This window comes from Lysinibacillus sp. YS11 (genome assembly GCF_002896375.1).
GTDB classification, from domain to species: domain Bacteria; phylum Bacillota; class Bacilli; order Bacillales_A; family Planococcaceae; genus Lysinibacillus; species Lysinibacillus capsici.
The window spans coordinates 1,987,296-2,009,804 of the sequence record NZ_CP026007.1 but is presented as its reverse complement, the minus strand read 5'-3'; the positions used below and the strand labels follow the sequence as shown (position 1 = coordinate 2,009,804).

Annotated in this window: 30 protein-coding genes; 15 read left to right on the top strand and 15 right to left on the bottom strand. The window is 36.9% G+C overall.

Annotation, left to right across the window (positions count from 1 at the left end):
- The first annotated feature begins 115 nt into the window (after positions 1-115).
- Positions 116-238, top strand: a complete 123-nt coding sequence (locus tag LBYS11_RS09825; protein WP_081010967.1) for a YjcZ family sporulation protein — start codon at positions 116-118, stop codon at positions 236-238.
- Positions 239-611: 373 nt separating this feature from the next.
- Here LBYS11_RS09825 and LBYS11_RS09815 read toward each other — a convergent pair whose 3' ends face one another.
- Positions 612-1,496: a gluzincin family metallopeptidase gene (locus LBYS11_RS09815; protein ID WP_103117990.1), complete on the bottom strand. Its 885-nt coding sequence runs from the start codon at positions 1,494-1,496 to the stop codon at positions 612-614.
- A gap of 134 nt (positions 1,497-1,630) precedes the next feature.
- On the opposite strand from LBYS11_RS09815, the gene LBYS11_RS09810 reads away from it, so the two are divergent.
- On the top strand, positions 1,631-2,269 hold the full coding sequence (locus LBYS11_RS09810) for a hypothetical protein (RefSeq protein WP_103117989.1): 639 nt from the start codon (positions 1,631-1,633) through the stop codon (positions 2,267-2,269).
- 472 nt (positions 2,270-2,741) lie between these two features.
- A complete protein-coding gene (locus LBYS11_RS09805; RefSeq protein ID WP_103117988.1) occupies positions 2,742-3,152 on the top strand; it encodes a DUF3888 domain-containing protein in 411 nt (136 codons plus the stop codon).
- Positions 3,153-3,304: 152 nt separating this feature from the next.
- Here LBYS11_RS09805 and LBYS11_RS23225 read toward each other — a convergent pair whose 3' ends face one another.
- From LBYS11_RS23225 to LBYS11_RS09795, 3 genes are all read right to left on the bottom strand, one after another.
- Positions 3,305-3,442: a hypothetical protein gene (locus tag LBYS11_RS23225; protein WP_199768307.1), complete on the bottom strand. Its 138-nt coding sequence runs from the start codon at positions 3,440-3,442 to the stop codon at positions 3,305-3,307.
- 139 nt (positions 3,443-3,581) lie between these two features.
- Positions 3,582-4,580, bottom strand: a complete 999-nt coding sequence (locus LBYS11_RS09800; RefSeq protein ID WP_103117987.1) for an HAAS signaling domain-containing protein — start codon at positions 4,578-4,580, stop codon at positions 3,582-3,584.
- Positions 4,567-4,917 carry a PadR family transcriptional regulator gene (locus LBYS11_RS09795; protein WP_048393791.1) on the bottom strand — a complete coding sequence of 117 codons (351 nt, stop codon included), beginning with the start codon at positions 4,915-4,917 and terminating at the stop codon, positions 4,567-4,569. The genes LBYS11_RS09800 and LBYS11_RS09795 overlap by 14 nt, the downstream gene beginning before the upstream one ends.
- Before the next feature lie 587 nt (positions 4,918-5,504).
- Between LBYS11_RS09795 and LBYS11_RS09790 the strand changes: the two genes are divergently transcribed.
- Together LBYS11_RS09790 and LBYS11_RS09785 are read left to right on the top strand one after the other, a co-directional pair.
- Entirely contained in the window at positions 5,505-6,014 is a 510-nt protein-coding gene (locus LBYS11_RS09790) for a YwhD family protein (protein ID WP_103117986.1), read from the top strand.
- An 11-nt stretch (positions 6,015-6,025) separates the two neighbouring features.
- Positions 6,026-6,262, top strand: a complete 237-nt coding sequence (locus LBYS11_RS09785) for a DUF362 domain-containing protein (RefSeq protein WP_103117985.1) — start codon at positions 6,026-6,028, stop codon at positions 6,260-6,262.
- A 102-nt stretch (positions 6,263-6,364) separates the two neighbouring features.
- Here the strand turns inward: LBYS11_RS09785 and LBYS11_RS09780 are convergent, their stop codons facing one another.
- The 6 genes from LBYS11_RS09780 to LBYS11_RS23575 form a co-directional block, all read right to left on the bottom strand.
- Complete coding sequence (locus tag LBYS11_RS09780; RefSeq protein WP_066038269.1) at positions 6,365-7,114, bottom strand: ABC transporter permease; 750 nt, start codon at positions 7,112-7,114, stop codon at positions 6,365-6,367.
- Positions 7,104-7,874: an ABC transporter ATP-binding protein gene (locus tag LBYS11_RS09775; RefSeq protein ID WP_103117984.1), complete on the bottom strand. Its 771-nt coding sequence runs from the start codon at positions 7,872-7,874 to the stop codon at positions 7,104-7,106. The genes LBYS11_RS09780 and LBYS11_RS09775 overlap by 11 nt, the downstream gene beginning before the upstream one ends.
- 164 nt (positions 7,875-8,038) lie before the next feature.
- On the bottom strand, positions 8,039-8,380 hold the full coding sequence (locus tag LBYS11_RS09770) for a DUF1048 domain-containing protein (RefSeq protein WP_036080890.1): 342 nt from the start codon (positions 8,378-8,380) through the stop codon (positions 8,039-8,041).
- 56 nt (positions 8,381-8,436) lie between these two features.
- Entirely contained in the window at positions 8,437-8,757 is a 321-nt protein-coding gene (locus LBYS11_RS09765) for a PadR family transcriptional regulator (RefSeq protein ID WP_004228545.1), read from the bottom strand.
- Between the two features lie 417 nt (positions 8,758-9,174).
- Positions 9,175-9,798 carry an HAD family hydrolase gene (locus tag LBYS11_RS09760; protein WP_103117983.1) on the bottom strand — a complete coding sequence of 208 codons (624 nt, stop codon included), beginning with the start codon at positions 9,796-9,798 and terminating at the stop codon, positions 9,175-9,177.
- 164 nt (positions 9,799-9,962) lie between these two features.
- Entirely contained in the window at positions 9,963-10,208 is a 246-nt protein-coding gene (locus LBYS11_RS23575; RefSeq protein WP_233732664.1) for a pyrimidine dimer DNA glycosylase/endonuclease V, read from the bottom strand.
- A 77-nt stretch (positions 10,209-10,285) separates the two neighbouring features.
- Here LBYS11_RS23575 and LBYS11_RS09750 point away from each other — a divergent pair, with 77 nt between their 5' ends.
- Positions 10,286-10,747 (top strand): GNAT family N-acetyltransferase, encoded by a 462-nt coding sequence (locus tag LBYS11_RS09750; protein WP_103117982.1) that lies wholly within the window; start codon positions 10,286-10,288, stop codon positions 10,745-10,747.
- A 186-nt stretch (positions 10,748-10,933) separates the two neighbouring features.
- Here the strand turns inward: LBYS11_RS09750 and LBYS11_RS09745 are convergent, their stop codons facing one another.
- Positions 10,934-12,706 carry an oleate hydratase gene (locus tag LBYS11_RS09745; RefSeq protein WP_066038265.1) on the bottom strand — a complete coding sequence of 591 codons (1,773 nt, stop codon included), beginning with the start codon at positions 12,704-12,706 and terminating at the stop codon, positions 10,934-10,936.
- 276 nt (positions 12,707-12,982) lie between these two features.
- Positions 12,983-13,243 (bottom strand): hypothetical protein, encoded by a 261-nt coding sequence (locus LBYS11_RS09740; protein WP_103117981.1) that lies wholly within the window; start codon positions 13,241-13,243, stop codon positions 12,983-12,985.
- A 151-nt stretch (positions 13,244-13,394) separates the two neighbouring features.
- On the opposite strand from LBYS11_RS09740, the gene LBYS11_RS09735 reads away from it, so the two are divergent.
- The 4 genes from LBYS11_RS09735 (at position 13,395) to LBYS11_RS09720 (ending at position 15,920) form a co-directional block, all read left to right on the top strand.
- On the top strand, positions 13,395-13,928 hold the full coding sequence (locus LBYS11_RS09735) for an HXXEE domain-containing protein (RefSeq protein WP_103117980.1): 534 nt from the start codon (positions 13,395-13,397) through the stop codon (positions 13,926-13,928).
- A gap of 37 nt (positions 13,929-13,965) precedes the next feature.
- Positions 13,966-14,157, top strand: a complete 192-nt coding sequence (locus tag LBYS11_RS09730; protein ID WP_054549391.1) for a hypothetical protein — start codon at positions 13,966-13,968, stop codon at positions 14,155-14,157.
- An 89-nt stretch (positions 14,158-14,246) separates the two neighbouring features.
- On the top strand, positions 14,247-15,197 hold the full coding sequence (locus LBYS11_RS09725) for a bile acid:sodium symporter family protein (RefSeq protein ID WP_103117979.1): 951 nt from the start codon (positions 14,247-14,249) through the stop codon (positions 15,195-15,197).
- Positions 15,198-15,272: 75 nt separating this feature from the next.
- A complete protein-coding gene (locus LBYS11_RS09720; protein ID WP_103117978.1) occupies positions 15,273-15,920 on the top strand; it encodes a pentapeptide repeat-containing protein in 648 nt (215 codons plus the stop codon).
- A 735-nt stretch (positions 15,921-16,655) separates the two neighbouring features.
- On the opposite strand, the gene LBYS11_RS09715 is transcribed toward LBYS11_RS09720, so the two are convergent.
- The gene (locus tag LBYS11_RS09715; RefSeq protein WP_103117977.1) at positions 16,656-17,102 is read right to left on the bottom strand and encodes a GNAT family N-acetyltransferase; all 447 of its coding nucleotides are present in this window, start codon (positions 17,100-17,102) and stop codon (positions 16,656-16,658) included.
- 212 nt (positions 17,103-17,314) lie between these two features.
- Positions 17,315-17,800, bottom strand: a complete 486-nt coding sequence (locus tag LBYS11_RS09710; RefSeq protein WP_103117976.1) for a DUF2975 domain-containing protein — start codon at positions 17,798-17,800, stop codon at positions 17,315-17,317.
- Between the two features lie 239 nt (positions 17,801-18,039).
- Between LBYS11_RS09710 and LBYS11_RS09705 the strand changes: the two genes are divergently transcribed.
- The 5 genes from LBYS11_RS09705 to LBYS11_RS09685 all read left to right on the top strand — a co-directional run bounded on the left by LBYS11_RS09705 (position 18,040) and on the right by LBYS11_RS09685 (position 22,050).
- Positions 18,040-18,858, top strand: a complete 819-nt coding sequence (locus tag LBYS11_RS09705) for a MerR family transcriptional regulator (protein ID WP_066038467.1) — start codon at positions 18,040-18,042, stop codon at positions 18,856-18,858.
- Between the two features lie 17 nt (positions 18,859-18,875).
- Positions 18,876-20,060 carry an MFS transporter gene (locus LBYS11_RS09700; protein WP_103117975.1) on the top strand — a complete coding sequence of 395 codons (1,185 nt, stop codon included), beginning with the start codon at positions 18,876-18,878 and terminating at the stop codon, positions 20,058-20,060.
- A 345-nt stretch (positions 20,061-20,405) separates the two neighbouring features.
- Positions 20,406-20,951: a DUF7010 family protein gene (locus tag LBYS11_RS09695; RefSeq protein ID WP_048393824.1), complete on the top strand. Its 546-nt coding sequence runs from the start codon at positions 20,406-20,408 to the stop codon at positions 20,949-20,951.
- 127 nt (positions 20,952-21,078) lie between these two features.
- A complete protein-coding gene (locus LBYS11_RS09690) occupies positions 21,079-21,528 on the top strand; it encodes a DinB family protein (RefSeq protein WP_103117974.1) in 450 nt (149 codons plus the stop codon).
- 51 nt (positions 21,529-21,579) lie between these two features.
- Positions 21,580-22,050, top strand: coding sequence for a hypothetical protein (locus LBYS11_RS09685; protein WP_054549403.1), 471 nt, complete (start codon positions 21,580-21,582; stop codon positions 22,048-22,050).
- Between the two features lie 36 nt (positions 22,051-22,086).
- On the opposite strand, the gene LBYS11_RS09680 is transcribed toward LBYS11_RS09685, so the two are convergent.
- Entirely contained in the window at positions 22,087-22,503 is a 417-nt protein-coding gene (locus tag LBYS11_RS09680) for a GNAT family N-acetyltransferase (RefSeq protein ID WP_048393829.1), read from the bottom strand.
- Positions 22,504-22,509 lie beyond the last annotated feature (6 nt).

Here is a 22,509-nt window from a genome sequence, read left to right as displayed (position 1 = left end):
TTCAGCATTTTTTAGAACCATAGGGTAAATACCATTTCTCCTTTCTGCAAGCATACATATTATAGGTTGTAGAAAGGAGGGATTTTCAGTGGGATACAACGGAAACGTAGGTAACATGAACAACAGCTGCTATTACGGCGGCGACTCTGGCGGTGGCGGCTATTACGGTTCAACATTCGTATTAATCGTCGTTCTATTCATTCTTTTAATTATTGTTGGCGCTTCTTTCTTGTACTAATCATCCCAATTAGCACCTAACCCTTTTACAGACTTTAGGAGTCTGTAAGGTCAAGGGTCACTTTACCAGCCTAGTGACCCTTTTCCTTTTCAGATAATCGTGCGATAATCAAATTTGAGGTGAATTCTACATGTTGCGAGTAATTAAAGCATTGCTAGGCATCGCATTGATTATGGTTGGCCCTATGTTGATTGTCATTACGGTTGACGATACTGTATTTCTCAAAAATATATTATTAAGAATCATTGGTGGTCTGTGCGTTTTACTGGGCGTTCATTTATTACATAGACAGTTTCATCCGAATTCATACACAAGTAAACCCACGAGCTCCAAATAAAGAGCACTTGGGTTTACTTAAATATTTAGAAAAAAATTATTCCTTGGCAAAATATTTTGGATCTATTTGAAGAAGAATTGTGTTCATATCATAAAAGAATCCCGATTTTAATTTTTCCTCATGAGTAAATCCTTGTTGTTGTTGAATAAATGCTAACCATTCCTTTTCTAACTCACTACTACTCTTTCCGTAAACTTCCTCTAATTTTTGCGCTAGTTCTTTCTCGTTATATATATGTTCAAACTTTTCGAGTCCGTAGGTATCAATTAAGTATTTAACAAATGATGCCGCATGCGTGTAGCTCATCTCCATCATGACTCGATTCTGTTCTTCAGTTGAAAGTGCTGGGCGAAAATAGACATCATCTTGATTTGGATCAATTAACTTACTAATAGGAATTAACTTATCTGAATCCAGATAATGCTTCATGAATTTTTCAAAGGAAAATTGTTCTTTTTTCCCATATTGTTCTTCCATATAACTCGCAAAACCCTCTTGTGTAAAATAGCCATGGTCTGATTCGAAATTGTTGCCATAGCCAAGTAAAGAATGGGTCATTTCATGGACTAGTGGATAGATATCTTCTTGAACACCAGTTAGTTCGATTTTCGATGCAAACCCCCAGGATAGACCGTCTTCCTTAAACCATACGTTGATATGCTCAGATGGCGTGTAGGAAGTATGTATAGAATTCTTTATGTGGTCGTATGCTGTCACAATTTCATCCTTTATAGCCTCTACTTTTTCTTGTGGAACACCAATCTCATTCTTAATTTCAAAGGTTATTTTGCCATCCTTTGTGACCACAATATTTTCATCGTTTTTCTCTTCCTGTATTTGTTCTTTAGGTTGAACGGTTTCTGCTGTACAGGCTGTTAATAGCAACGTACAAAGAAGGATTGCGCCTCTCCATTTAGCCATAATTACCTCCTAAAAAAGTATTTTCCAGTTTATACGAAACTTAAAATCCAAAAGTTTCATTTTTAAAAGAAAAATAAGGAAAATTAGACAAAATTATTTATAATGTTAGTAGACATGGCAAAAAGGAGGTCGCAATGAACAAAAGTACATGTATTCATTACAATCCACGCTATGGCTGGGATTTAAATAGTGATGCAAATTTAGAAATGCGGTTATTTGCCAAAGCACAACGTAGACAAGTAACTATTCTCAGCTATGGATGTGACTTAAATCATCACACCATTAAAAAAATTGCTCGGCACTACCTCACTAGGAAAAAATCTGACGAAACCGAAGAAACATTAGAAATAAGATATGATACATATGATGCTAATTCAAGTAAACATGAAGAAAGTCAATACTATTGGAAAACCTCTTTCATTAGTGAAAGAACATTAGCTGCTTTCCTACAAGCGCTACGTCGATTATCTGGTACACATATTCACTGTGAATTTAATGTGCGGGGACATTTTGAAGTAAACCTAAATGGTGTGGAATTTTCTACACGTGTATTAAAAGCCCTTGATTATCCATCTATGTATAAGGAAGATTTAATCGGACGCTATCTTTTATTTATCGATACAGAATCACCTGACAATGAAATGATACGCCATAAAATACACTTGCTCCCTAAAGAGCTGCAAAGTCTTTCTCTTCCCTTAGATAGTTCACAGCTCCAATGGCAACTATTAGTAAAGGACTGGATAACAGCTATTCTTCGCTACAATGTGTAAATTTTAGCATATGCAAGATGATGGTCTATAAAACCAAGTAATCTTATCATATAAATAGAAGTAGTGTTAAGCGAATTCGTTTAACATGGCACCTCCCGATTTGTTACTAAGGGGCACTTCCATCTGTGCCCCTTCTATTTTTTGCCTATTGCACACTTCATCGCCATCCCATACATATAATACTTTCGTTATGATGGAACGCAGATTTATGTTAGAGGTTATTTTAAATTTTTTATCGAATACCTATGTTGGTCAAAGTATAGCAAGGCCCCGTCAAAATGATTGGTTCCACACCATTTATTGTGATGAACCGTATCGCAGCTTATTTTTTGCAAATCGTCATGTTAGAAAATATCTTCAATTATTTGTATAACCTATACTCGAACACCTTTACTTCGATCATACATACTTCATTCCATAAAGGTAACAATACAATGCATTAGGGAAAGATCACAAAGAGGTGTAGAAGAAAATGAAAAAGATGTTACTCGTCTTTATATTCCCCCTTGTACTAGTTCCTTCATTTCAAACAATATCCGCTTCAACAGCTGAACCAACACAGGATTCTAACGAGCTGAGATTGCAGGATATGCTCATGCTTTTGCTTACTCCTTATATTGAAGAAGATTTGACCAATTATTATTCAAAGATTAGAAAGGATGTTTCCCCTCATATTACGCCTTGGAAAATTGAAGTAATTGATACAAAAAGAAATCATTTCCGAGGCTTTCAAATGCAAATTACATTTGAAATTGAACCTACGGATGGCGGACAATGGATTCCTATTGGAAAGGATCGAATGACCTATGAAATTTCTTCAGGACCTGATGTTAAATTGATTCATCACACACATCTCAAAACGTATAAATATCCGCCTGAATAATACCTTCCCATTAAAATTGTAAGCTTGTCCCTTTATTGAATGTCATGCGATTTTTTTATCTGTGAATCATAAAAGCACCCCATCAAAGCTTGTCTTACTTTGATGGGGTATTTCATTGTTATACTAAACTTCGTTGTTCATAGACGATCTATTTATTTTCTATCTCTTATTTCTGCTAGTATTTCTATTATGCGATTGTTTTGCCTTTCAATCGATTTTAACTTTCTCTCTATTATGCTTGAAGAGAAAAACACAATTAGTACAATTGCTATTCCAATTAGTAAATCCATTTTACTTCCCCCACTGTTTATTTATGTAATTTCACTTCATCCTACATAGATTTCAAAAGAAAAAGATGGCTCTATACGGAGGCCATCTTTAAGTAAAGTATCCATGGTTGCGTACTAATTAATGCTAAACAACGATGAATTAACGGATTCGAGCCTTGCGGAAGCCGTCGAATATACTGATTGCCGCAGATACAACAAATATAATAATTATGCCGCCAATTAGCCATATTTCAAATTGATTAGTAGAGGTGGTAAATAAATTACTCATGTACGCGATACTTTCTTGGTTCATTAAATTCGGATTACTTACTATCACAATGAATACTCCGGTTGCGAAAAGCTCCACAATTGTATTAAAGATTGCCACCTTTTTCGTCCATTGACCTTTCAGTAGTTTGTAGAGAGCTAACCCAATTTCGAGAGCAATGACAACGATCACAATGGGCCAATAATGAAGTAAAACATCCTGATTTAAAGCTGGCATTACGAATTCGAGACCCTCTCCACCATCTTTATATATACCTAAAAGATGATTTGCATAAAAATAAAAAGTTGCCCAAATGGCCGTCCACATTAAATAGCCAAATACTTCAAGCTTGGTAATTGCCTTTTTCTTAGGAATATAAATGACGGTTTTCAGATCTTCGGGAGTCCATTTTTTTAGGCTTGCTGATAATGGATGCTGCTCTTTTCCTTTATCAGTACGTTCCAAAATGACGAATACGACCGTTAGCCAGAAAAAGACATGTATGCCTACTTCAATGATTCTCCATATTCCTTCACCCATCATATTGAGGACAGCATTCATAACCGCCTCTTCCCCACCAAAACTAATAAAATATTCAGCAATCATTGAGATTACCGCAATGACAGCGGCAATGGGAATAATCATTTTTAGTAACGAGAGGTATACATCAAAATAGCGAGGGCCGATTAAATGCATTGGTTGATCACGATAACCGCTCGCTAACGCCGCTGGATTCCCTAACTTTTCCAGCACTTCCTTTACATCATGCTCATGGTAATCATCAGGTAACATATCCTCAATAGTTGATCGTAACTCAAGTGCGATATCCTCACGATTTTTTTCAGGTAGCCTCCGCGTGACTTCTTGAATATAAATTTCAGTCAGATTCATCTTTATCCTCATCTCCTTTTAGTAGCTCATAAAGTTCTTTTGAATTATTAATCCATTCTCGTTTCAATTGCAAAAAGACGTCTAATCCAAATTCACTTAATACATAATACTTGCGGGGTCTACTCTCAGAGGTTTCCCAGCTACTTGTCACTAACTCTTGTTTTTCTAAACGGCGAAGCAATGGATATAAGGTACTTTGATCAATGTTAATGCCCGAATCTTCCAATAATTGAACAAGTGAATATCCATACTGCGGTGTTCGTAATTGACTTAAAACGGCTAATGTCAGTGTTCCTCTCCTAAGTTCTGTCATTAATGAATTCAGTAACGTACTCATTCACTCACCTCAATTTCACTTACTATATGACATACACTGTATAACTTATACTATGTATCGTACACTATTGTTGTTACAACAACAAGCAATTTTATTGTCCTTTATAGAAAAATTAGCTGTTTTCAGGAGTCTTAGTCCCTTTTTCAGCTGCTTGGTTTCTACCAATTAAATCGGAAAGGCAAAATTTATAGCAACAACCTTCTGCTAATTAAAGGTCCAATCACTGTATTATCGTCAAATTTCCAATACATAACATTTCAGACATTAGTCTGAAGACAATCATTGATGTTAGACGTTATATTGTATTTATACTTTTTAACGATAAAAGTATAAGGAAAAATCCTAGACAACCATTACGTATAGAAAAAAATTACTACTAAAACGTTCAAGTATCTTAATTTATAAAAACTATACGTAATGTGTTTGTTAGATTTGTACTTGAAAAATTACCAACAGGTAGAACATCTTGTACAACGTAGCGTACAGTGATGTTTTTTTTATGCGTTTTTGCTATGAGCAAAAACTGTATGTTCAGACCGATTAACTATTTATTAATAAGGAAATACAAATGTGTCGAGGTGACTTCTATGAAAGAGAAAATGCATTTTACAATTTTAAGTAACGATTCAACTGACGGAGATGGAGGTTACGGAGTAGGTACCCTTGATCTAAATAATGTAACGTCAATTATTATAGATTGTGAAAAAGAGCACGTGTTTATAGATTTAGAAGCCTTACACGGACGAAGTAAAATTGAAAAAAAAGTTCGTTTTTCACCTGATCTAGCTCATGCTAGTAGCGATTATTATCGTTATTGGATAGTTTGGGTAGCGATTCAGGTTAATCAAAATGGCCCCTATTATGCGGGATGTACCGCAAGTGAAGTACGGGTATCAAAAGAAGAACGTCGTATTAAGCTTGGCTATAAATCTTTGCCAGAGCAGGTAAATTATTTAGATAAGGCACTGAAAGGGAAATTTCTCTTGCAGCATATGGATAGTCATTCTAAAAAGCTACTTTTTCAGTTTTTATCTAAATTTAATGAAGCGTATTGGAAACACTCACCCGAAGAATTAAAACACCAGTTGTCTGTATAGGAGGATTTATAATGGCATTTGTAATTACAGAATTATGCAGGGATGAAAAAGCGGCTGTCTGTTTGGATGTCTGTCCAGTAAATTGCATTGTTATGACAGATACCCAATATGTAATTGATCCAGATCTTTGCATTGATTGTGGAGCTTGTGAATTAGTTTGTCCAGTAGAAGCGATTTATTTTGAGGATGATTTGCCTTCTGAATATCAGTCAGCAACCCTTCTAGTACGAAATCATTTTCGAAATTAGCATTGTCTTTATCCATATAGATTGAATAGAAGCGAGAACAAGTCGATTTCCTATACAATAAGAAATCGACTTTTTCGTATGGCTTATTTGATAATGACGAATTTAGCCTAACTGGCGTTTAAATTGTTTAATGGCGAAAAAATATGCGATGACCATGATGCCGATGCACCACATAAGAGCGGGCCAGATATCATTACTAACAGAGCCTTCATATAAGAGAGCGCGAATTGCATTGACGATTGAGGTAACGGGCTGGTTCTCAGCAAACGCACGGATAATTTTAGGCATGGTTTCCGTGGGAACAAAGGCCGAACTGATAAAGGGCAGGAAAATTAGCGGGTACGAATAGGCTGTTGCCCCCTCCATAGACCCTGCTGCTAATCCAGGAATGACTGCCAACCATGTCAGTGCTAGCGTAAACAGCCCTAGTATGCCAGCTACCGCAAACCAATCCAAGAGATCCGTACTAGAACGGAAACCCATCAAGAACGCAACAAGGATAACGACTACAACAGTAAGTGCGTTGGAAATAAGCGAGGCCAACACGTGAGCCCACAATACAGACGACCGCTTGATGGGCATGGTGATAAAACGTGCCATCAGCCCACTCTTTCTATCTGTAAACAGCCGTGCGGAAGTGTAAGCGCAGCCCGATGCAATGGCCATCAATAAGATTCCTGGCAATAAATAATTGACGTAGTTGGCTGTACCTGTCTCTATTGCACCACCAAATACGTAGACAAATAGTAGCATCATCATAATTGGCGTAATCGCCACCGTAATTATTGTATCTGGGCTGCGCATAATGTTACGCATTAAACGCCCTAGCAATACCCATGTTTTACTCTTCATTTAAATCCTCCTTTTTGCCAATGATGGCGAGGAAAATGTCCTCAAGTGTTGGCTGCTTCTCAATGTACTCTACTTTCGCAGGTGGGAACATCTCTTTAAGTTCTAGAAGGGTGCCTGTCGTTATAATTTTTCCTTCATGTAGGATGGCAATACGATCCGCCAGTTGTTCGGCTTCCTCCAGATACTGGGTCGTTAGCAAGATGGTCGTGCCACCATCCGCAAGCTCCTTGACTGTTTCCCAGACTTCCATTCGTGCTTCAGGATCAAGCCCTGTCGTTGGTTCGTCTAGAAAAATAACCGCTGGCGACCCAATCATGCTCATGGCAATGTCAAGTCGGCGCCGCATCCCGCCAGAAAAATTGTCTGCCCGACGATTGCCCGCATCTGTCAGGCTGAATCTTGCGAGTAGATTGTCTGCTGTTTGAGCGGGATTGGAAACCCCTCGCAACTTGGCAATCATGATCAGGTTTTCCCGCCCTGTTAGCATACCGTCTAAAGTGGCGAACTGCCCTGTTAGGCTGATGCTCTGACGAACATGATCTGGTTGGTGCTGGACATCAAAACCGCAAATCCCTACTTTGCCACCATCAGATTTCATCAATGTGGAGAGAATATTGATTATCGTCGTTTTCCCTGCTCCATTTGAGCCTAACAATGCGAAAATTTCGCCACGCCGCACCTCAAAATCCACGCCCTTTAAAACTTCCTTTTCTTTAAAAGATTTTTTTAACCCTTTTACAGAAATCGTATCTTTGCTCATCCTTTTTCCTCCCTTTTTAAAAATCTCTTTGCAGAGTTAGATTACCCTTCCTTAACTACTTAGTCTGACTGATAATCTGTATAACTTAGTACCGTTTAAAATTAAAACTGAATAGCGAAGGCAACAATGAACAAGTAGCTATTCAGTCGGTATTACTGACCCATTTATTTTTTTCCTAATCGATTCAAAATACTTTGATTTAAATCTTCACGATACTTGGCGATATAGGTTTTTGCGTTTGCCACTAGCTCATCAGCAAAAGACGCTACATCTTCGCCAGTGATTTCCAGCACTTTCCTGCCTTCTGCTGCCCCAGCCTCGAACAACTCGATCAATTCATATTGCATATGCAGCATATCCATCCCATTACCCACTGTGAAATTCCACATGTAGTTTTGAATTTTTTTAAACACAAATTGGTAATCCTCTGGTAGTTGTTCGACCCGTGCCATCATCATCTTGTACTCTTTTTTATCACCCATCATTTTTTTGAACAATTCGATCACGTTATTTTCCTCCTTTGTATTATCAAACTAAAGTTCAGACGCATTATCATATGAAACTAAAAAGACTTTAGAGCATTGATTTTTGACGAGATAAAATCCCACTTTTCCCAAAATAATTTTAGTTCGTCACGTCCAGCCTCATTAAGTGAGTAAAACTTGCGGGGCGGTCCCATATCTGATGGTTTCTTTTGAATATTCACCAGTTTTTTTTTCTCTAAACGCACGAGGATGGTGTAGACCGTCCCTTCCACGACTTCAGTGAACCCTAACTCGTTCAGGCGTCGGGTAATTTCGTATCCATAGGTTTCATGACGGCTAATGATTTCCAGTACGCAGCCTTCCAGGGACCCCTTCAGCATCTCCGTTAAATTTTCCATATGCAGAACCACCTCTATTTGCTTTACTATTCTGTACAACTTAGTACTTAGGTAAAATTTTTTCGCTTTCGAGAAGCTATTAAGTATTACTTATTACAACTACATAGTAACACCGAGTAGTTTGGGTGTCAATTACTTTTCTTATAAATTTTTTGATGCCACTATTCAAGAAAGAAAAACAGAGCTGCCTACGCAACTCGCAACTCCATGTTCCTTCATTAAGTTTTCACATTCTTATGAAGCGACTGTACTTATCCATATCAGGTGAGCCATTTATTTACGTTCAATATCCTATCCCATGTGAGTGTAGATTTAAGGAATTTGACTGTCTTAATCTTCTTAACTATTTACCTTCCTCCTACCATGTAATAGACAAAGATGGTGTGAAATATAGGACACCATCTTCTATTTTTCATGCTACTTAACGATTGCTAAAATATCCTTTGGCTCATAAAAAACGTAATCTGCCTCCTCAAAGCCAATGGTGGATTTGGTTCCCCAATGGGCAAGGGCAAATTTAGCGCCTGCTTGCTTTGCGCATTGGAAATCATAGATAGAATCACCAATATAGATGGCCTCTTCTGGTGCTACCTGTAATGCGTCCAGACATTTTAACAGCGGCTCTGGGTGTGGTTTATGCTTTTCCGTATCACTGGCACTTACAATATGCTGGAAATACTCACTTAACCCAAACGGCTCAAACTCATCCACTACCTCTTGCGCTGTTTTAGAAGTGACAATCCCTAATTGTAGTGGCTTTGTTGCAAGGTGCTGAATAACTTCCTCTAGACTTTCGAAAACAGCCACTTCATGTGAAAAATCAAGCACAGCCGCAGACCATTTCTGATGCACAGCCTCTATGTCATCCACATTAAGCCTCTGCAATGCATCTTTTCCTGGGATGCCTAAAGCAAATCGTAATGCCTCAAAGGGATAGTCCTGTTTTGTTTCTTCTCGTAAGGTTCTTTGCAAAGACTGTAAAATCGCTTGCTCCGTATCCAAAATCGTTCCATCTACATCAAATATAATCGCTCTTAACATGTATAACCCTCCTAGTTAAAGCACGTTATTTATATATGTGCATAATTGCTGATACAATTCCTCTTCATAATCCTTCTGGCCTCTTATAAATTTCTCCTTTAAATTATAAAAACATATTTCAAGATATTCCTGATTATGATGCTGTTGAAAGGGTCTCCTATCCTTTACTGGGCCCAAACCCTTAAAGTAGTTATTCTTTTTTCGTAGGTTCGAATTTGATAACCCCGCTTCTTCATTTCATCCATGACTTTTTCTGTATACAAATACAAATCTTCTTTTGGGTATTCGTATATATAATTAATCAGTATATGCTGATCCTCTTTCGCAAATATGCTATTTAGCTCTCTCCACTGCGACAGTAGTTGTCCTTTTGGTAGATACGCAATTAAATCTATATGCCATAACCTCATGTGCCTTCTCCTTTCTATTAATCAACCATTAATGTAAAATATTACTTACTATGATACTAAACTGACGGAGGGATAGTATGGAAATAAAAACTGCAACGCTCGATGAAATTCCACAAATTGAGCGTTTATACCAAGAGCTTTTTTTAGAGATGTCGATTCTTCAACCTAAATATATCAAACCTGCCAAACAAGATGCCAACTTTATCAGGTTTACGATCATTGAGGATGATTCAGATATTTTAATCGCAACATTCGAGAACGAAGTAGTAGGCTTTTTGCTTATTAAAGAAACGACGACCCCACCCTATACTTGCTTGGTTGAACACAAATATGCTTTTATTGTGGATGTGATTGTTGGCAAGTATTACCAAAACAAAGGAATTGGGTCTGCTTTATTAGATGAAGCGAAAAAATGGGCAGCCTATCGTCACTTGGACTATCTGGAGTTAAATGTATTGACTGAAAATAAAGGCGCTAAATCCTTATATGAAAAACACGGGTTCAAGGATACGAACCAAACGATGCGCTTAGAATTTTAAGTATGTGATGGGAAAGAAGGGATTTCAATGGAAGAAATGAAAACCGTACACAAGAAAGCCAACCTCATAGTGCCTGTCTTTATTGGCATGGGGTTAGGTGCGTTTATCGGTTTACTTGCCTATGTAAAAGACTGGCTATAAAAAAAGAGACAAAGCCCCTCAAACTGCTTTGTCTCTTTTTCAACACTATATTAGTTTACTTTCTTTCAGTAAATCATAAATGATTGTATCCTTTGTTTTATGAATACCCAATTTACCGATTTGCTTTAAGATAAATGGTGCATCAATATCTGTTAGTTTTTTACCATCCAGTAAACGAGCCGTTGATGCTAATAATGTGCGAACATCAAAGGCAGACGCAAACACCTCTGGCACACCTCGGTCAATCGTTAATAGTTGATAGACTGCCTCCATCGCCGTTCTTACGGAATATTCAGTAGTAAAGACTGTATCTTTTGCTGTTTCGCTGAAGTTGCCAATAAAGGCTAAATTAGCTGATCCTTCTGGCACAACAAGTGGACGATCACCCATTGCTCTTGGCATGAAATAAGAAGTGATGTAAGGCATATAGCATGGAATCGTATTGCAAGAATTTTGTGCAATGTCTGGAATTTCATCCACTGGTACACCCATATGGTATAACCACTCTTGTGCAATCTCAATACCTGTACATTCCGTAATACTTTTTTTAATAAAATCACCTGGCTTGTTTGATAGTAAGCCATAAATCCAAACAACTAATTGGTCCTTTGGTTGATTTTTAAAGTGAGGTTGTCGGTTCAATGTATAGCTTAGCATCCAATTAGAATCAGTAGCTGTAACAATCCCTCCTGTTACGACCTTACCAGCGTATGGGTCCCTTTTACTGATTTTTTCAATATATGGAGCCACACGATCATCTAATGTTGTAAGGGTAGCTGAAACAAACCAGCTTTCCTCTGGTAGATTATCGCAGAACTTTTCTGGTCGACCAAACTCTTCACCTTGGGCAGCGATATTTTTCCACAGGGACCAGCTGCCACCTAAATCTTTATTGATAGGGGCTGGCGTATTATTATCCCCGTATGTTGTACTTTCTGTAATACTACCATTTGTCACAAACACTAACTCATTTTCTGTTAGTTCAATATTCTTTTTCACACCATCTTTTCGTAACACCAATGTATGAGCTACTTTTTTGTCTCCTACCTTATCAACTAAAACATTTTCTACAACCGTATTATATTGGAAATCAACATCATGACTTTCTAAGTATTTAATCATTGGCAGCACGAGCGATTCATACTGATTATACTTTGTAAATTTTAAGGCCGATAAATCTGGTAATCCGCCAATATGATGAATGAAACGCATAATATAACGACGCATTTCCATCGCAGAATGCCATTTTTCAAACGCAAACATTGTGGACCAATAGAGCCAAAAATTCGATTCAAAAAATTCATCTGAGAAAACATCTGTGATTTTTTTGTCCTCTAATTTTTCCTCAGGCGTAAAGAATAATTTAATCATTTCTTCTGAGGATTTGTCTGATAAAGTGAACTTGCCATCATCCTCAAGTCTTTGGCCTCTATCCTTCATTAATCGACATTTTGAATAATTAGGATCCTCTTTATTAAGCCAATAAAATTCATCTAAAACGGAAGCATTTTCTACTTCTAACGAAGGAATGGAACGGAATAAATCCCATAAGCATTCAAAATGATCTTCCATTTCTCGTCCACCGCGAATAATAAACCCTCTCGTCGGATTAAGTATGCCATCTAGACTTCCTCCTGAAATATCTAACTCTTCAAGAATATGAATGTTCTCACCTTTCATTTGGCCATCACGAATTAAAAAACATGCTGCTGAAAGTGAGGCTAGTCCCGAGCCAATCAGATAAGCAGACTTTTTATCGACTCCCTCAGGTTTTTTAGGACGTGCGAAAGCTTCATAGTTACCATTGCTGTAATACATATTACCGCCTCCTAATTTATTATTCTAATATAGAATAACACAGGTTATCGACAAAATGGTAAAATGAGCTAATAATTAACAAAAAATTCAAATCCACTAATTGTGCGTTAATTTATCTTCCCTTCTCATTGGACAAAGCAAGTGCTTGTATTTTTATAAAAGAGAACCATACAGTAAATAATCGTAATAACCCCCTTAACGCCTGCCTTAAAAAGGAAAAACCAATTCAATAAGTTACTATTAGCTTTGCATAATTATTATCTCAATAAATCTTTTTTAACCTTCATTCCCTTTTTGAGGTTTAGCCAATTTCTCGTTACCTCGTTTAAAATTACCCGTAATTTTAGCTAACAATAGCTGGACTTCCTTTATCTGCCCCTCCACCTGCTTAATTTTTGCTAGTAGACGCTCAGCCTCTTTCTCCTTGACGATTTTAATTTGCTTGCCTTCATAATAAATAACGACAGTCCCCTTTTTTGTCGTTTGATATGAGAATGGTTCCTTGTTTAGTCTATTACGTTTATCGATTTCACTCACAGCTTCATCCCCGATTTCTTAATAATTAGATTCAATAATAAATGAATCTTAGCTTACAACTTTTTCTAATATGTTATTATTAACATATATTATATAAATATGGTATTTCTAGTAACACTTCCAGCATAGTGATAAGGAGAGAGGTATTCATATGGAATGGTCGAATGTTCAAACACTAATTTGGTTGTTTCCTATTTTATTTATTATTCATGATTTTGAAGAAATTATTATGGTAGAGAAATGGTTACATCATAATCGTCATAAGCTGTATGAAAGATTACCTCAAAAAATAGCCGATAAAGTGGTGAAACAATTTTCAATGAGCACCGCACAATTTGCTGTTGCTGTCTTATTTATCTTCTTGTTTGTCAGTCTCTCTACCATTCTGGCTAACTACTATTTTCTAAATGGAGTCACTTTTACTATCTATTTTTTCACAGCTGTTACACTTGTTTTCTTTATCCATGCTTTTACCCATATTGGACAATCGCTCTTATTTCGTTCTGTTACACCAGGAGCTATAACATCAGCCATCATCATTATTCCCTATAGCATTATTTTATTTAAATCTTTGTTTACTAGTGGCATCCTTACTTGGCATATCGTTTTGATAAGCCTGCCTTTTGGCATACTATTTTTCCCCATTGTCTTTACTGCGCATTGGATAGGTAAAAGAGTGATATAGATATATATTCATGAAAAGATAGAAAGGAGGCAGGAGAATGGCAAAAACTCCGATTTATTTAAAATTAATGATTGGTATTGGGATGGTTATTATCCTAGCTTCGTTGTACTTTTTAAAAGACCAGCCTTATTATTTATGGGTTAGGTGGACAGGTAATATTTTATTGATCGTAGGCATTGTATGGATGCCGTTCACTAAAGAAACCAATAAAAAACATGTAAATTCTTAGCAGGAGTAAATCTTCTGCTTTTTTTGTGGTAAATTTACCTACGATTATAATAAAAGTGATAAAATCAGATAAAAAAAGAAGGTCTTTGTATGTTAGAAAAACTAAATGTATTTCTCCAAAAATACATTGCGATCCTGACACCATTAAGTTTAATTGTAGGTGTATTCTTAGAAAGTATTGGACATCATTTATTATTCCTCGTCTCCTGGCTATTTGCCTTCATGACATTCTCAGGAAGCTTACATATGAAATTTAAAGATGTAAAAATTTTCATGAAGCATCCAGTTCTCATTTTATTCTCCATCCTTTTTCTTCATCTCTTGATGCCTTTATGGGCTTATTTCTTATCCACTGTTTTGTTTGATGACCATTTGTTGACTGTTGGTTTTGTCTTAGCAGTTGCACTTCCAACAGGTGTAACGAGTGTTATTTGGATCAATATTTGCAAAGGGAACTTACCGTTAGGCTTATCAATTATTTTAATTGATACGCTCCTTTCTCCCATCATTCTCCCCTTCATCCTCTATATCGTTTCGGGTGAAAAAATTGAGTTGGATGTGGCATCCCTGATTCTGAATTTACTATGGATGATTGTCTTACCCACGATTTTAGGTATTTTAGTGAATGAACTTTCGAAAGGAGCCATCCCCAAAAAAATCGGTAAAAAACTTGCTCCTTTTTCAAAGCTTTGTTTATTTGCGGTCATACTGATTAATAGCAGTGCCATTGCTCCCTACTTAAAGGATATCAACATGCATCTCTTCTTCGTGGTGCTTTTAGTGTTCTTCCTTGCAGTATCAGGCTATCTATTTGCTTACGTCATTGGTCGATATCTGTTAAAAGACGGTCCACAAATGGCAACCTTTGTTTTTACTGGTGGCATGAGAAATATTGCAGTCGGTGTCATCGTGGCCACAACGTACTTTCCAGGTAAAGTCGCCATGCCTGTTGTGTTCGGTATGCTGTTTCAACAGGTACTAGCCTCCGTTTTTAGTAAGATGGTGAATCCTTTGTATAAACCAGATAAGAGCACCGTATAGACGGTGTTCTTATTTTAGGTTTGCACTTATACTAAATAGAAGAAGCTTTTATTTATATTTGAAGGGTGTGCTAATATGTCATACAATTTCCAACTTATATCACCAAAAATATCCCCGAATCTTGACAAAGCAAATTTTCAGGATATTTTTTATGAGGAGGAACCCTATTTAACAAATTGCAAGATTACGGATACGGTCATTGCTCACGAGGATATTGAACGATTAATCGTCTCTAATGTTATCTTTAAAAATGTCACATTCATCGATTGTACCTTTCAAAAAATTGATTTAACGGACGTCATTTTTGAAAACTGTGATTTATCTAACACTAACTTAAGTGAAGGCATCATTCATAGAGTGGTCTTCAAAAACTGTAAATTATTAGGGTTGAATTTAACTGAAGCAAACCTCGGCAATGTTTCATTTGAAAATTGCCTTGCAAACTTATGTAATTTCCCCGAAGTGCGCTTTAAACAAGTGCTATTTGATAGCACCTCCCTGCAAGGTGCGAATTTTTATGATTGTTTACTTAATAAGGTGGCGTTTCAAGAAAGTGATCTAAATGATGTGGATTTCTCCCAAACTTCCTTAAAAGGAATAGACATCAGTACATGTAAATTTAAAAGACTTCAAGTAACTCCAGAAAGTTTAAATGGGTGTGAAGTCTCTACTGAACAAGCCATAGGTTTTGCTTCATTACTAGGGTTGAAGGTTAAATACTAGTTTATGGGCTTAAAAGTTCAAGAAAAAAATAAAGCGCTTATCCTTCTGCTCGGATAGCGCTCAATTTTTACAATTTGTTAATCTGCTATTTTATCGTCTTTTAGAATTCTATCCTCCTACTTGAGGGCTATCCTCCACTTTAAGCGTTCTATCCGCTACTTTTTCAGTGTTATCCTCCACTTTTAGAATTCTATCCTGCTATTCGAGGGCTATCCCTCACTTTGAGCGTTCTATCCGCTACTTTTTCAGTTTTATCCTCCACTTTTAGAATTCTATCCTGCTATTTGAGGGTTATCCTCCACTTTAAGCGTTCTATCCGCTACTTTTTTAGTTTTATCCTCCACTTTTAGAATTCTATCCTGCTATTTGAGGGCTATCCCTCACTTTGAGCGTTCTATCCGCTACTTTTTCAGTATTATCCTCCACTTTTAGAATTCTATCCTGCTATTTGAGGGCTATCCTCCACTTTGAGCGTTCTATCCGCTACTCCTTCAGTTTTATCCTCCACTTTTAGAATTCTATCCTGCTATTCGAGGGCTATCCTCCACTTTGAGCATTCTATCCGCTACTTTTTCAGTTTTATCCTCCACTTTTTGAATTCTATCCTGCTATTTGAGGGCTATCCTTCACTTTGAGTGTTCTATCCGCTACTTTTTCAGTTTTATCCTCCACTTTTTGAATTCTATCCTGCTATTTGAGGGCTATCCCTCATTTTAAATGCAAGGTGTCTGATAATTACAGCCTTTTATATAGCATTTCTACATGTTCTATTCCATCTTCTAAATATACTTCTGATGTCTTTTCAAATCCGAAGCCCTCATAGAATTTTAGCAAATATGCCTGCGCAGAAATGCGGATTGCGTCTTCTCCAATATCATCTAGAATATAATCAATTGCTCTTTTAACCATTTCCAGAGACAATCCCTTTTTTCTGTATGTTTGCTTTGTTAACACTCTTCCGATTGCTGCTTCTTGATATGCTATTCCTTTGGGTAGAATTCTTAAATACCCAACTACCTCTCCTTGGTCTTCACCAAATAAATGATAAGCATTTTCGTCTTTTGAATCTAGATCCTGATAGACACATTCTTGCTCTACCACAAAAACTTCCGCACGAACCTTCAGTATCTCATATAGTTCTTTTACTGTTAATTCATCAAATTTTTTTATCTTCCAATCCACTTTTATTGCCTCCTATACTATTCAATTTCATAAAGTATAGCAAAAGTAGAATAAAAGTGGATCAGCCCCCTTAAAAGATTAAACTACATATCTATTTAGAAATTTTCTTGCGTTACTATTAAACTTCCATAGGATACCGAATTCTAACTGATAGGTTCTCCATCTCTTCTATGCGCAGTTTTCGTTTGGCTAATATCACCATATCATCCATCTCAGACCGTTAAATCATTTTCTAATTTTATATTCGTCACTTCTTGTAGAAGCCGCTGGAGGACAGTCGCAAAAATGGCGATAACTAGTGAGACAAAAATGATGAGGAGTCCCACTATTCCAAAAGGAGGATCCATTTTGTTTGTTATAAAATGAAAAAGTGGTGAAGCTAATAGGTGCAAGCCAGTGATTATTATTGCACACCACTTTATGTACTTTAACGCTTTTACAGATAATTCCGAGAACGCTGTATTCGCATCAATGTACCGTAAAAGATTAAAAGCCTGATAGAGAGCAATGTAAAAAGGTACAGCCGATCCATACATCACAATGAAAATGAGATAATTCATTGGGTAAAAATTCGGATACAAACTCGATGCGAAATGAGCCATAGGAGGTACAAAAAATATACATAGGGCAAGAATGGCCATCCCAGCCAGAAGAATTATTACCTTTAAAAAAGATGTTAAACCTGGTTTAACATTCATTGAAAGCACCTCACTTATTTAATGACACTATAAATTTAACACTAAATTTATTGATTAACAATAAATAATAATTGTTTTTAATTATATTATTATTGTTATTTGTATATTTAACATTCATTGAAATATTCACAAGCTCCTTACTACATTAGATTGTAGTAAGGTTATTTAAAAAGCATTTGACTTTCCCCTGCACAGGAAACTGTATACTTGCATTAAGTTATTAGATTGGAGGTGATATTTTGTTTAAAATCAGTGAATTTTCTAGGCTAAGCAAAGTATCCTTAAAAACATTGCGCTATTATGATCAGATTGGCATATTAAAGCCGAGAAAGGTGGACCATGATACTTGCTACCGATACTATTCAGCAGACCAGCTACTAGAGCTCAATCGGATCTTTCTCTATAAGGAATTGGGGTTTACCTTGCCACAAATTATACGTTTGCTCCACGAAGATATTTCGTTAAAAGATATACAAGGGATGTTTAAGCTGAAAAAAAGTGAGATTCAACATATTATCCAGACGGAACAGGCCAAGCTTGCACGAATTGAAGAACGTATGCAACTTTTAGAACGAGAGGGTCAGGTGGAATCAGATCAAGAAATCCGCATCAAGGCAGTGGATGCTCAGCAATTCCTTTCTTTGAAAGCACGCGGGAGAGAAGAAGATATTCCAGATCTGTTTCGTACATTTAATCAATTACTAACAAAGGAAATGCGCCAATTAGCTCAAAGTCCTCAGGTTGTTTTATGGAAAGAAATAGAGGAGAAAGAAGACGAGTTCGAATTTGAAGTCGGTTATTTTTTAACCAAGGAGCTTTCATCACTCCCTGATACATTTCAACTACGGACTCTTCCTCCTGAGCCAATGATGGCCACAATGACCTTTCGTTCAGATTCTAACTTTGCTTGTACAGCCTGTGTTGATTTAGCTAACTGGATTGTAGAAAATAACTATCAAGTCAAGGAAAACGAACCAGGTAGAGAAATCTATTTACCATTATCTACAACCCAAAACGTCCAATTAATGGAGATACAAATACCTATTATAAATAGCTGAAGGAAGCGTGAATTGAGTTGAAAAATAAGCTGATTATCTATGTTTTATCACTCATTGTTTTTCTAATCGGAACCGTTGAGTACATTATTACAGGCGTTATTGAAATGATTGCCGTCGACTTTGGAGTAACGATTTCAGAAGCTGGGTTATTAGTGACTTTATTTGCCCTAGCAGCAGCCATTTTCGCTCCAATTCTCATTGCGCTCACGATCAATGTGGATCGCAAAAAGTTGCTTATGGCTACCGTTAGTGTGTTCATTATTAGTAACGGATTCATGTTTATCGCCTCTTCTTTTGAGTACGCACTAGGGATACGAATTATTCAAGGGGTTAGCGGAGGAATTGCTACAGTGGTAGCCATGGCAGTAGCTACTCGATTAGTTGAAAAAGAACGAAGAGGCCGTGCTATCGGCATCATTTTGATGGGACTAAGCAGTTCGCTCGTGCTGGGTGTTCCAATTGGCACATTTTTTAGCGAAATATTTGGATGGAGAGTTTTATTTATGTTGATCGGTTTATTAACTATTCTTCCACTGCTTATCATCTATAAAAAAATTCCAGTTATCAAGGAGGAAGAAGCTGTTACACTCAGGTCGCAGCTTTCGATTTTAAAAGATTCAAAAATTCTAACTGCCCTGACGATTACTTTATTTTATGTCGGTGGCTACGCTACCCTATTTACTTATATTACGCCTTTCTTGCAAGCCACATCCCCTCTTTCTATGACCGAAATTAGTGGCATTCTATTTTTAGCTGGCATCTGTAGCTTTCTTGGCTCAAAAGTGGGCGGGCAATTGGCTGATGCAAAGGGTTCGCGTTTTACCATTTGTTTTGGATTGCTGTTACAAGCAGTAACGCTCCTCTTATTCGCACTAGCTGGTATCAATCTCTTTGTATTGATCTTGATTTTAATGATTTTTATGGTAGCAACTTGGAGTATTTCTCCTGCCCAGCAGCTCCTCCTTGTTACACTAGTACCTCGAAATCCAGACATTGCCCTAAGCATAAATACCTCCTTTATCCAATTCGGTTTTGCACTGGGGTCTGCATTAGGCGGGTTTGTCATCAGTCATACCTCTGTCCTAAATTTGAATTGGGTCGGTTTTGGTACTGTAAGCATGGCTTTATTCCTTGCTATCTGGCTATTCCAAAAATTGAATAGTAGAGTTGAAACCCCTATTATCACTAAAGTCAAATATTAATTTTTTTATCCTACCTTTATATTGAAAATGGCATATTCAATATGAAGGTAGCTTTTCTAAATATGTACTCTTGATTAAAAACATTTATATTTAAAAAATAACAGGTAAAAGCCCGATTGGATATACCTGTGGCAGCTTCCACATGAATGCCATAGAGTGAGCAAAAGTTTCGGCTCTCTGCTATTCCTTCCTTTTTAATAATAATCTTGGTCTTCAAGAATTTTTTAGGCAATGGATCGCAAACTTTTCTTAAAAATTCCATTTAAAATCATCTGTGGTAAAAATAGAAATATACTGGTATATTATAGGTTATATTCTATTTATTTCATGAAGGATGGTGCGTTGATGGATAAAACACTGGAAGATTTACAAAAGGAAATGATCGTTGAAGTAAAAAAGGGATTTCCCATTTTACTTTCTGGTGCGGTTGTCTTTTTACTTTTTACTCTAATGCCCTTAGTTTTGCCAATCGAAGCAGTTCGTTTAAGTTGGATATTTGGCCTAGGTGCCATTTTCCCTATCGGTTTAGGTATTAGTAAAATTCTTGGGATTAATTTAAACGCTACTGGCAATCCTTTAGGGACGTTAGGAGGAATCGTTGCCGCTCCTCAAGCTTTTTACATACCTGTATTTATCATTGTGTATATGAATATACCTGAATATCTTCCCTTTACAATTGGTTTACTTGCAGGCTCTCATTTTCTGCCATACATATGGATTTATAAAAGTAAGGCTTATTTATTTGTGACTCTAGGCGTCTGCTTTTCTGCTCTGATTTTAGGTGGCTTCTTTGTCGATCAAGCCTTCACACTTGTACCTTTAGCCATTTCTATTGTGTATGGAATGGGCGTTCTTTTAATTCTAAGAGAACTTAAAGTCAATCCGATTTAATCACCTTCCTCTAGGTGATTTTTTTAATATTCCAGACCTCCTTCAACCGAAGAAAAAAGGATTCATTTCCTATCCCGTGCTTGTTCCTATACAATAAACCTATTAATAAATGAAAGGATGTATAGATGTGCTATATCCATATCGTAATGATCTTAGGAAAACGTTAATACCTTACCTAAGCACACTTGATGAGACGTTTTGGTTTAAGACATCTGAGTTTTATCCAAATAATGTAGCATGGATTATTTCTCATTTATCAAGTAGCGAAGACTATTGGGTGAATGAAATTGGACTTAAAAATCCTTGTATATTAAACCTTCACGATGATTGTTCGCCTAAGGAAATACTAGATAGCTATATTCAAATTAGAAATTATACGGATGACATTCTACATACATTAGACGAATCGCAGCTCAATGAAATAGTCGAGGTGCCGAAGTTTTCCGATGGTTGGACGCCACCTTCCGTCCCTACACGTAACTGGTTGTTTCATCATGTTTACTCACATGAAGCTTACCATATTGGGCAAATCTCTGTTATCGCGCATCTTAGTGGATTGCCAAAGCCTTTATTTTAATAAAAGGCAACGCAATGAAAGGAACAGCTTTTTAAATGGAGGAACAGTAATTTGAAAAAATTTCGTGGGAAAAGGCGTTATTTCCGTAACTTATGGCGACAAACAACCACAGAGCTATCTATTGTAGACTTTGACGAAGAAGGTTGGTTTAATTTGTGGCACACTCACCTTGATTTTTACGGGTACGGCAATGATGGTTTAAAGATAAGAAGAGAGCACATCAAAGCACATATAGCCCTATATAACCGCTTATCAGAAAGGCTCTCGACATTCGGAAAACCTTATCAAATATGGATGGAGTTTGTAGAGGAGGATGCTGGTTTGGATTCAGTTAATATCCATACACCTAATCCGGCTGAGGATAATTTCCCTCTAACAATAGCAAATGTAGATTGGAATTGCCCTGTCCCCAAATTCCTTAAGGATTTAATCAACCTGAATGAGTGGAATGTAGGGCACTATAAGCAGGTATCCACTAACAGCTATTTCATCCAGTCTAATTATAATGAAATAAAATTGTAAGGTCGGAAACCATTTGTGGGTTTCCGACCATTTCCTTTAATCCAGATATTCTTGAGCTAGTTGCTGATTTTTATAGATGGCCATACCTGTTTTCAATTTTCTAAAGCCCATTTTTGCATAAAACGGTTCATTCCCTGTTGTGGCGATTAACTGAATGCAGGATACCTCCCTTAACTGTGCGATCATATCCTCCAGAAGTAAACGAGCAATCCCTGTGCCTTGATAGGCTTGATGCACAACCACATCGTAAATGGCGGCATTAAATACGCCATCTGACAAAGCTCTAGCAAAGCCCACTATTTTTCCATCAACCACGGCGAAAACTTGATGTGTGCTTGCATCGAAAACTTGTTTGATAATCTGTTCATCATGTTTCATCCACCCTACAGATTGATAGACCTCCTTTATGGTTGGCAAATCCTTCTCTTCCATCTCGTATTGAAGTATTACCATTTTCAT

What these genes read in the sequence shown, in the direction of transcription:
- LBYS11_RS09825 (WP_081010967.1), top strand. Translation starts at nt 116, where the DNA reads ATGAACAACAGCTGCTATTACGGCGGCGACTCTGGCGGTGGCGGCTAT.
- LBYS11_RS09815 (WP_103117990.1), bottom strand. Translation starts at nt 1,496, where the DNA reads ATGGCTAAATGGAGAGGCGCAATCCTTCTTTGTACGTTGCTATTAACA.
- LBYS11_RS09810 (WP_103117989.1), top strand. Translation starts at nt 1,631, where the DNA reads ATGAACAAAAGTACATGTATTCATTACAATCCACGCTATGGCTGGGAT.
- LBYS11_RS09805 (WP_103117988.1), top strand. Translation starts at nt 2,742, where the DNA reads ATGAAAAAGATGTTACTCGTCTTTATATTCCCCCTTGTACTAGTTCCT.
- LBYS11_RS23225 (WP_199768307.1), bottom strand. Translation starts at nt 3,442, where the DNA reads ATGGATTTACTAATTGGAATAGCAATTGTACTAATTGTGTTTTTCTCT.
- LBYS11_RS09800 (WP_103117987.1), bottom strand. Translation starts at nt 4,580, where the DNA reads ATGAATCTGACTGAAATTTATATTCAAGAAGTCACGCGGAGGCTACCT.
- LBYS11_RS09795 (WP_048393791.1), bottom strand. Translation starts at nt 4,917, where the DNA reads ATGAGTACGTTACTGAATTCATTAATGACAGAACTTAGGAGAGGAACA.
- LBYS11_RS09790 (WP_103117986.1), top strand. Translation starts at nt 5,505, where the DNA reads ATGAAAGAGAAAATGCATTTTACAATTTTAAGTAACGATTCAACTGAC.
- LBYS11_RS09785 (WP_103117985.1), top strand. Translation starts at nt 6,026, where the DNA reads ATGGCATTTGTAATTACAGAATTATGCAGGGATGAAAAAGCGGCTGTC.
- LBYS11_RS09780 (WP_066038269.1), bottom strand. Translation starts at nt 7,114, where the DNA reads ATGAAGAGTAAAACATGGGTATTGCTAGGGCGTTTAATGCGTAACATT.
- LBYS11_RS09775 (WP_103117984.1), bottom strand. Translation starts at nt 7,874, where the DNA reads ATGAGCAAAGATACGATTTCTGTAAAAGGGTTAAAAAAATCTTTTAAA.
- LBYS11_RS09765 (WP_004228545.1), bottom strand. Translation starts at nt 8,757, where the DNA reads ATGGAAAATTTAACGGAGATGCTGAAGGGGTCCCTGGAAGGCTGCGTA.
- LBYS11_RS09760 (WP_103117983.1), bottom strand. Translation starts at nt 9,798, where the DNA reads ATGTTAAGAGCGATTATATTTGATGTAGATGGAACGATTTTGGATACG.
- LBYS11_RS23575 (WP_233732664.1), bottom strand. Translation starts at nt 10,208, where the DNA reads ATGAGGTTATGGCATATAGATTTAATTGCGTATCTACCAAAAGGACAA.
- LBYS11_RS09750 (WP_103117982.1), top strand. Translation starts at nt 10,286, where the DNA reads ATGGAAATAAAAACTGCAACGCTCGATGAAATTCCACAAATTGAGCGT.
- LBYS11_RS09745 (WP_066038265.1), bottom strand. Translation starts at nt 12,706, where the DNA reads ATGTATTACAGCAATGGTAACTATGAAGCTTTCGCACGTCCTAAAAAA.
- LBYS11_RS09735 (WP_103117980.1), top strand. Translation starts at nt 13,395, where the DNA reads ATGGAATGGTCGAATGTTCAAACACTAATTTGGTTGTTTCCTATTTTA.
- LBYS11_RS09730 (WP_054549391.1), top strand. Translation starts at nt 13,966, where the DNA reads ATGGCAAAAACTCCGATTTATTTAAAATTAATGATTGGTATTGGGATG.
- LBYS11_RS09725 (WP_103117979.1), top strand. Translation starts at nt 14,247, where the DNA reads ATGTTAGAAAAACTAAATGTATTTCTCCAAAAATACATTGCGATCCTG.
- LBYS11_RS09720 (WP_103117978.1), top strand. Translation starts at nt 15,273, where the DNA reads ATGTCATACAATTTCCAACTTATATCACCAAAAATATCCCCGAATCTT.
- LBYS11_RS09710 (WP_103117976.1), bottom strand. Translation starts at nt 17,800, where the DNA reads ATGAATGTTAAACCAGGTTTAACATCTTTTTTAAAGGTAATAATTCTT.
- LBYS11_RS09695 (WP_048393824.1), top strand. Translation starts at nt 20,406, where the DNA reads ATGGATAAAACACTGGAAGATTTACAAAAGGAAATGATCGTTGAAGTA.
- LBYS11_RS09680 (WP_048393829.1), bottom strand. Translation starts at nt 22,503, where the DNA reads ATGGTAATACTTCAATACGAGATGGAAGAGAAGGATTTGCCAACCATA.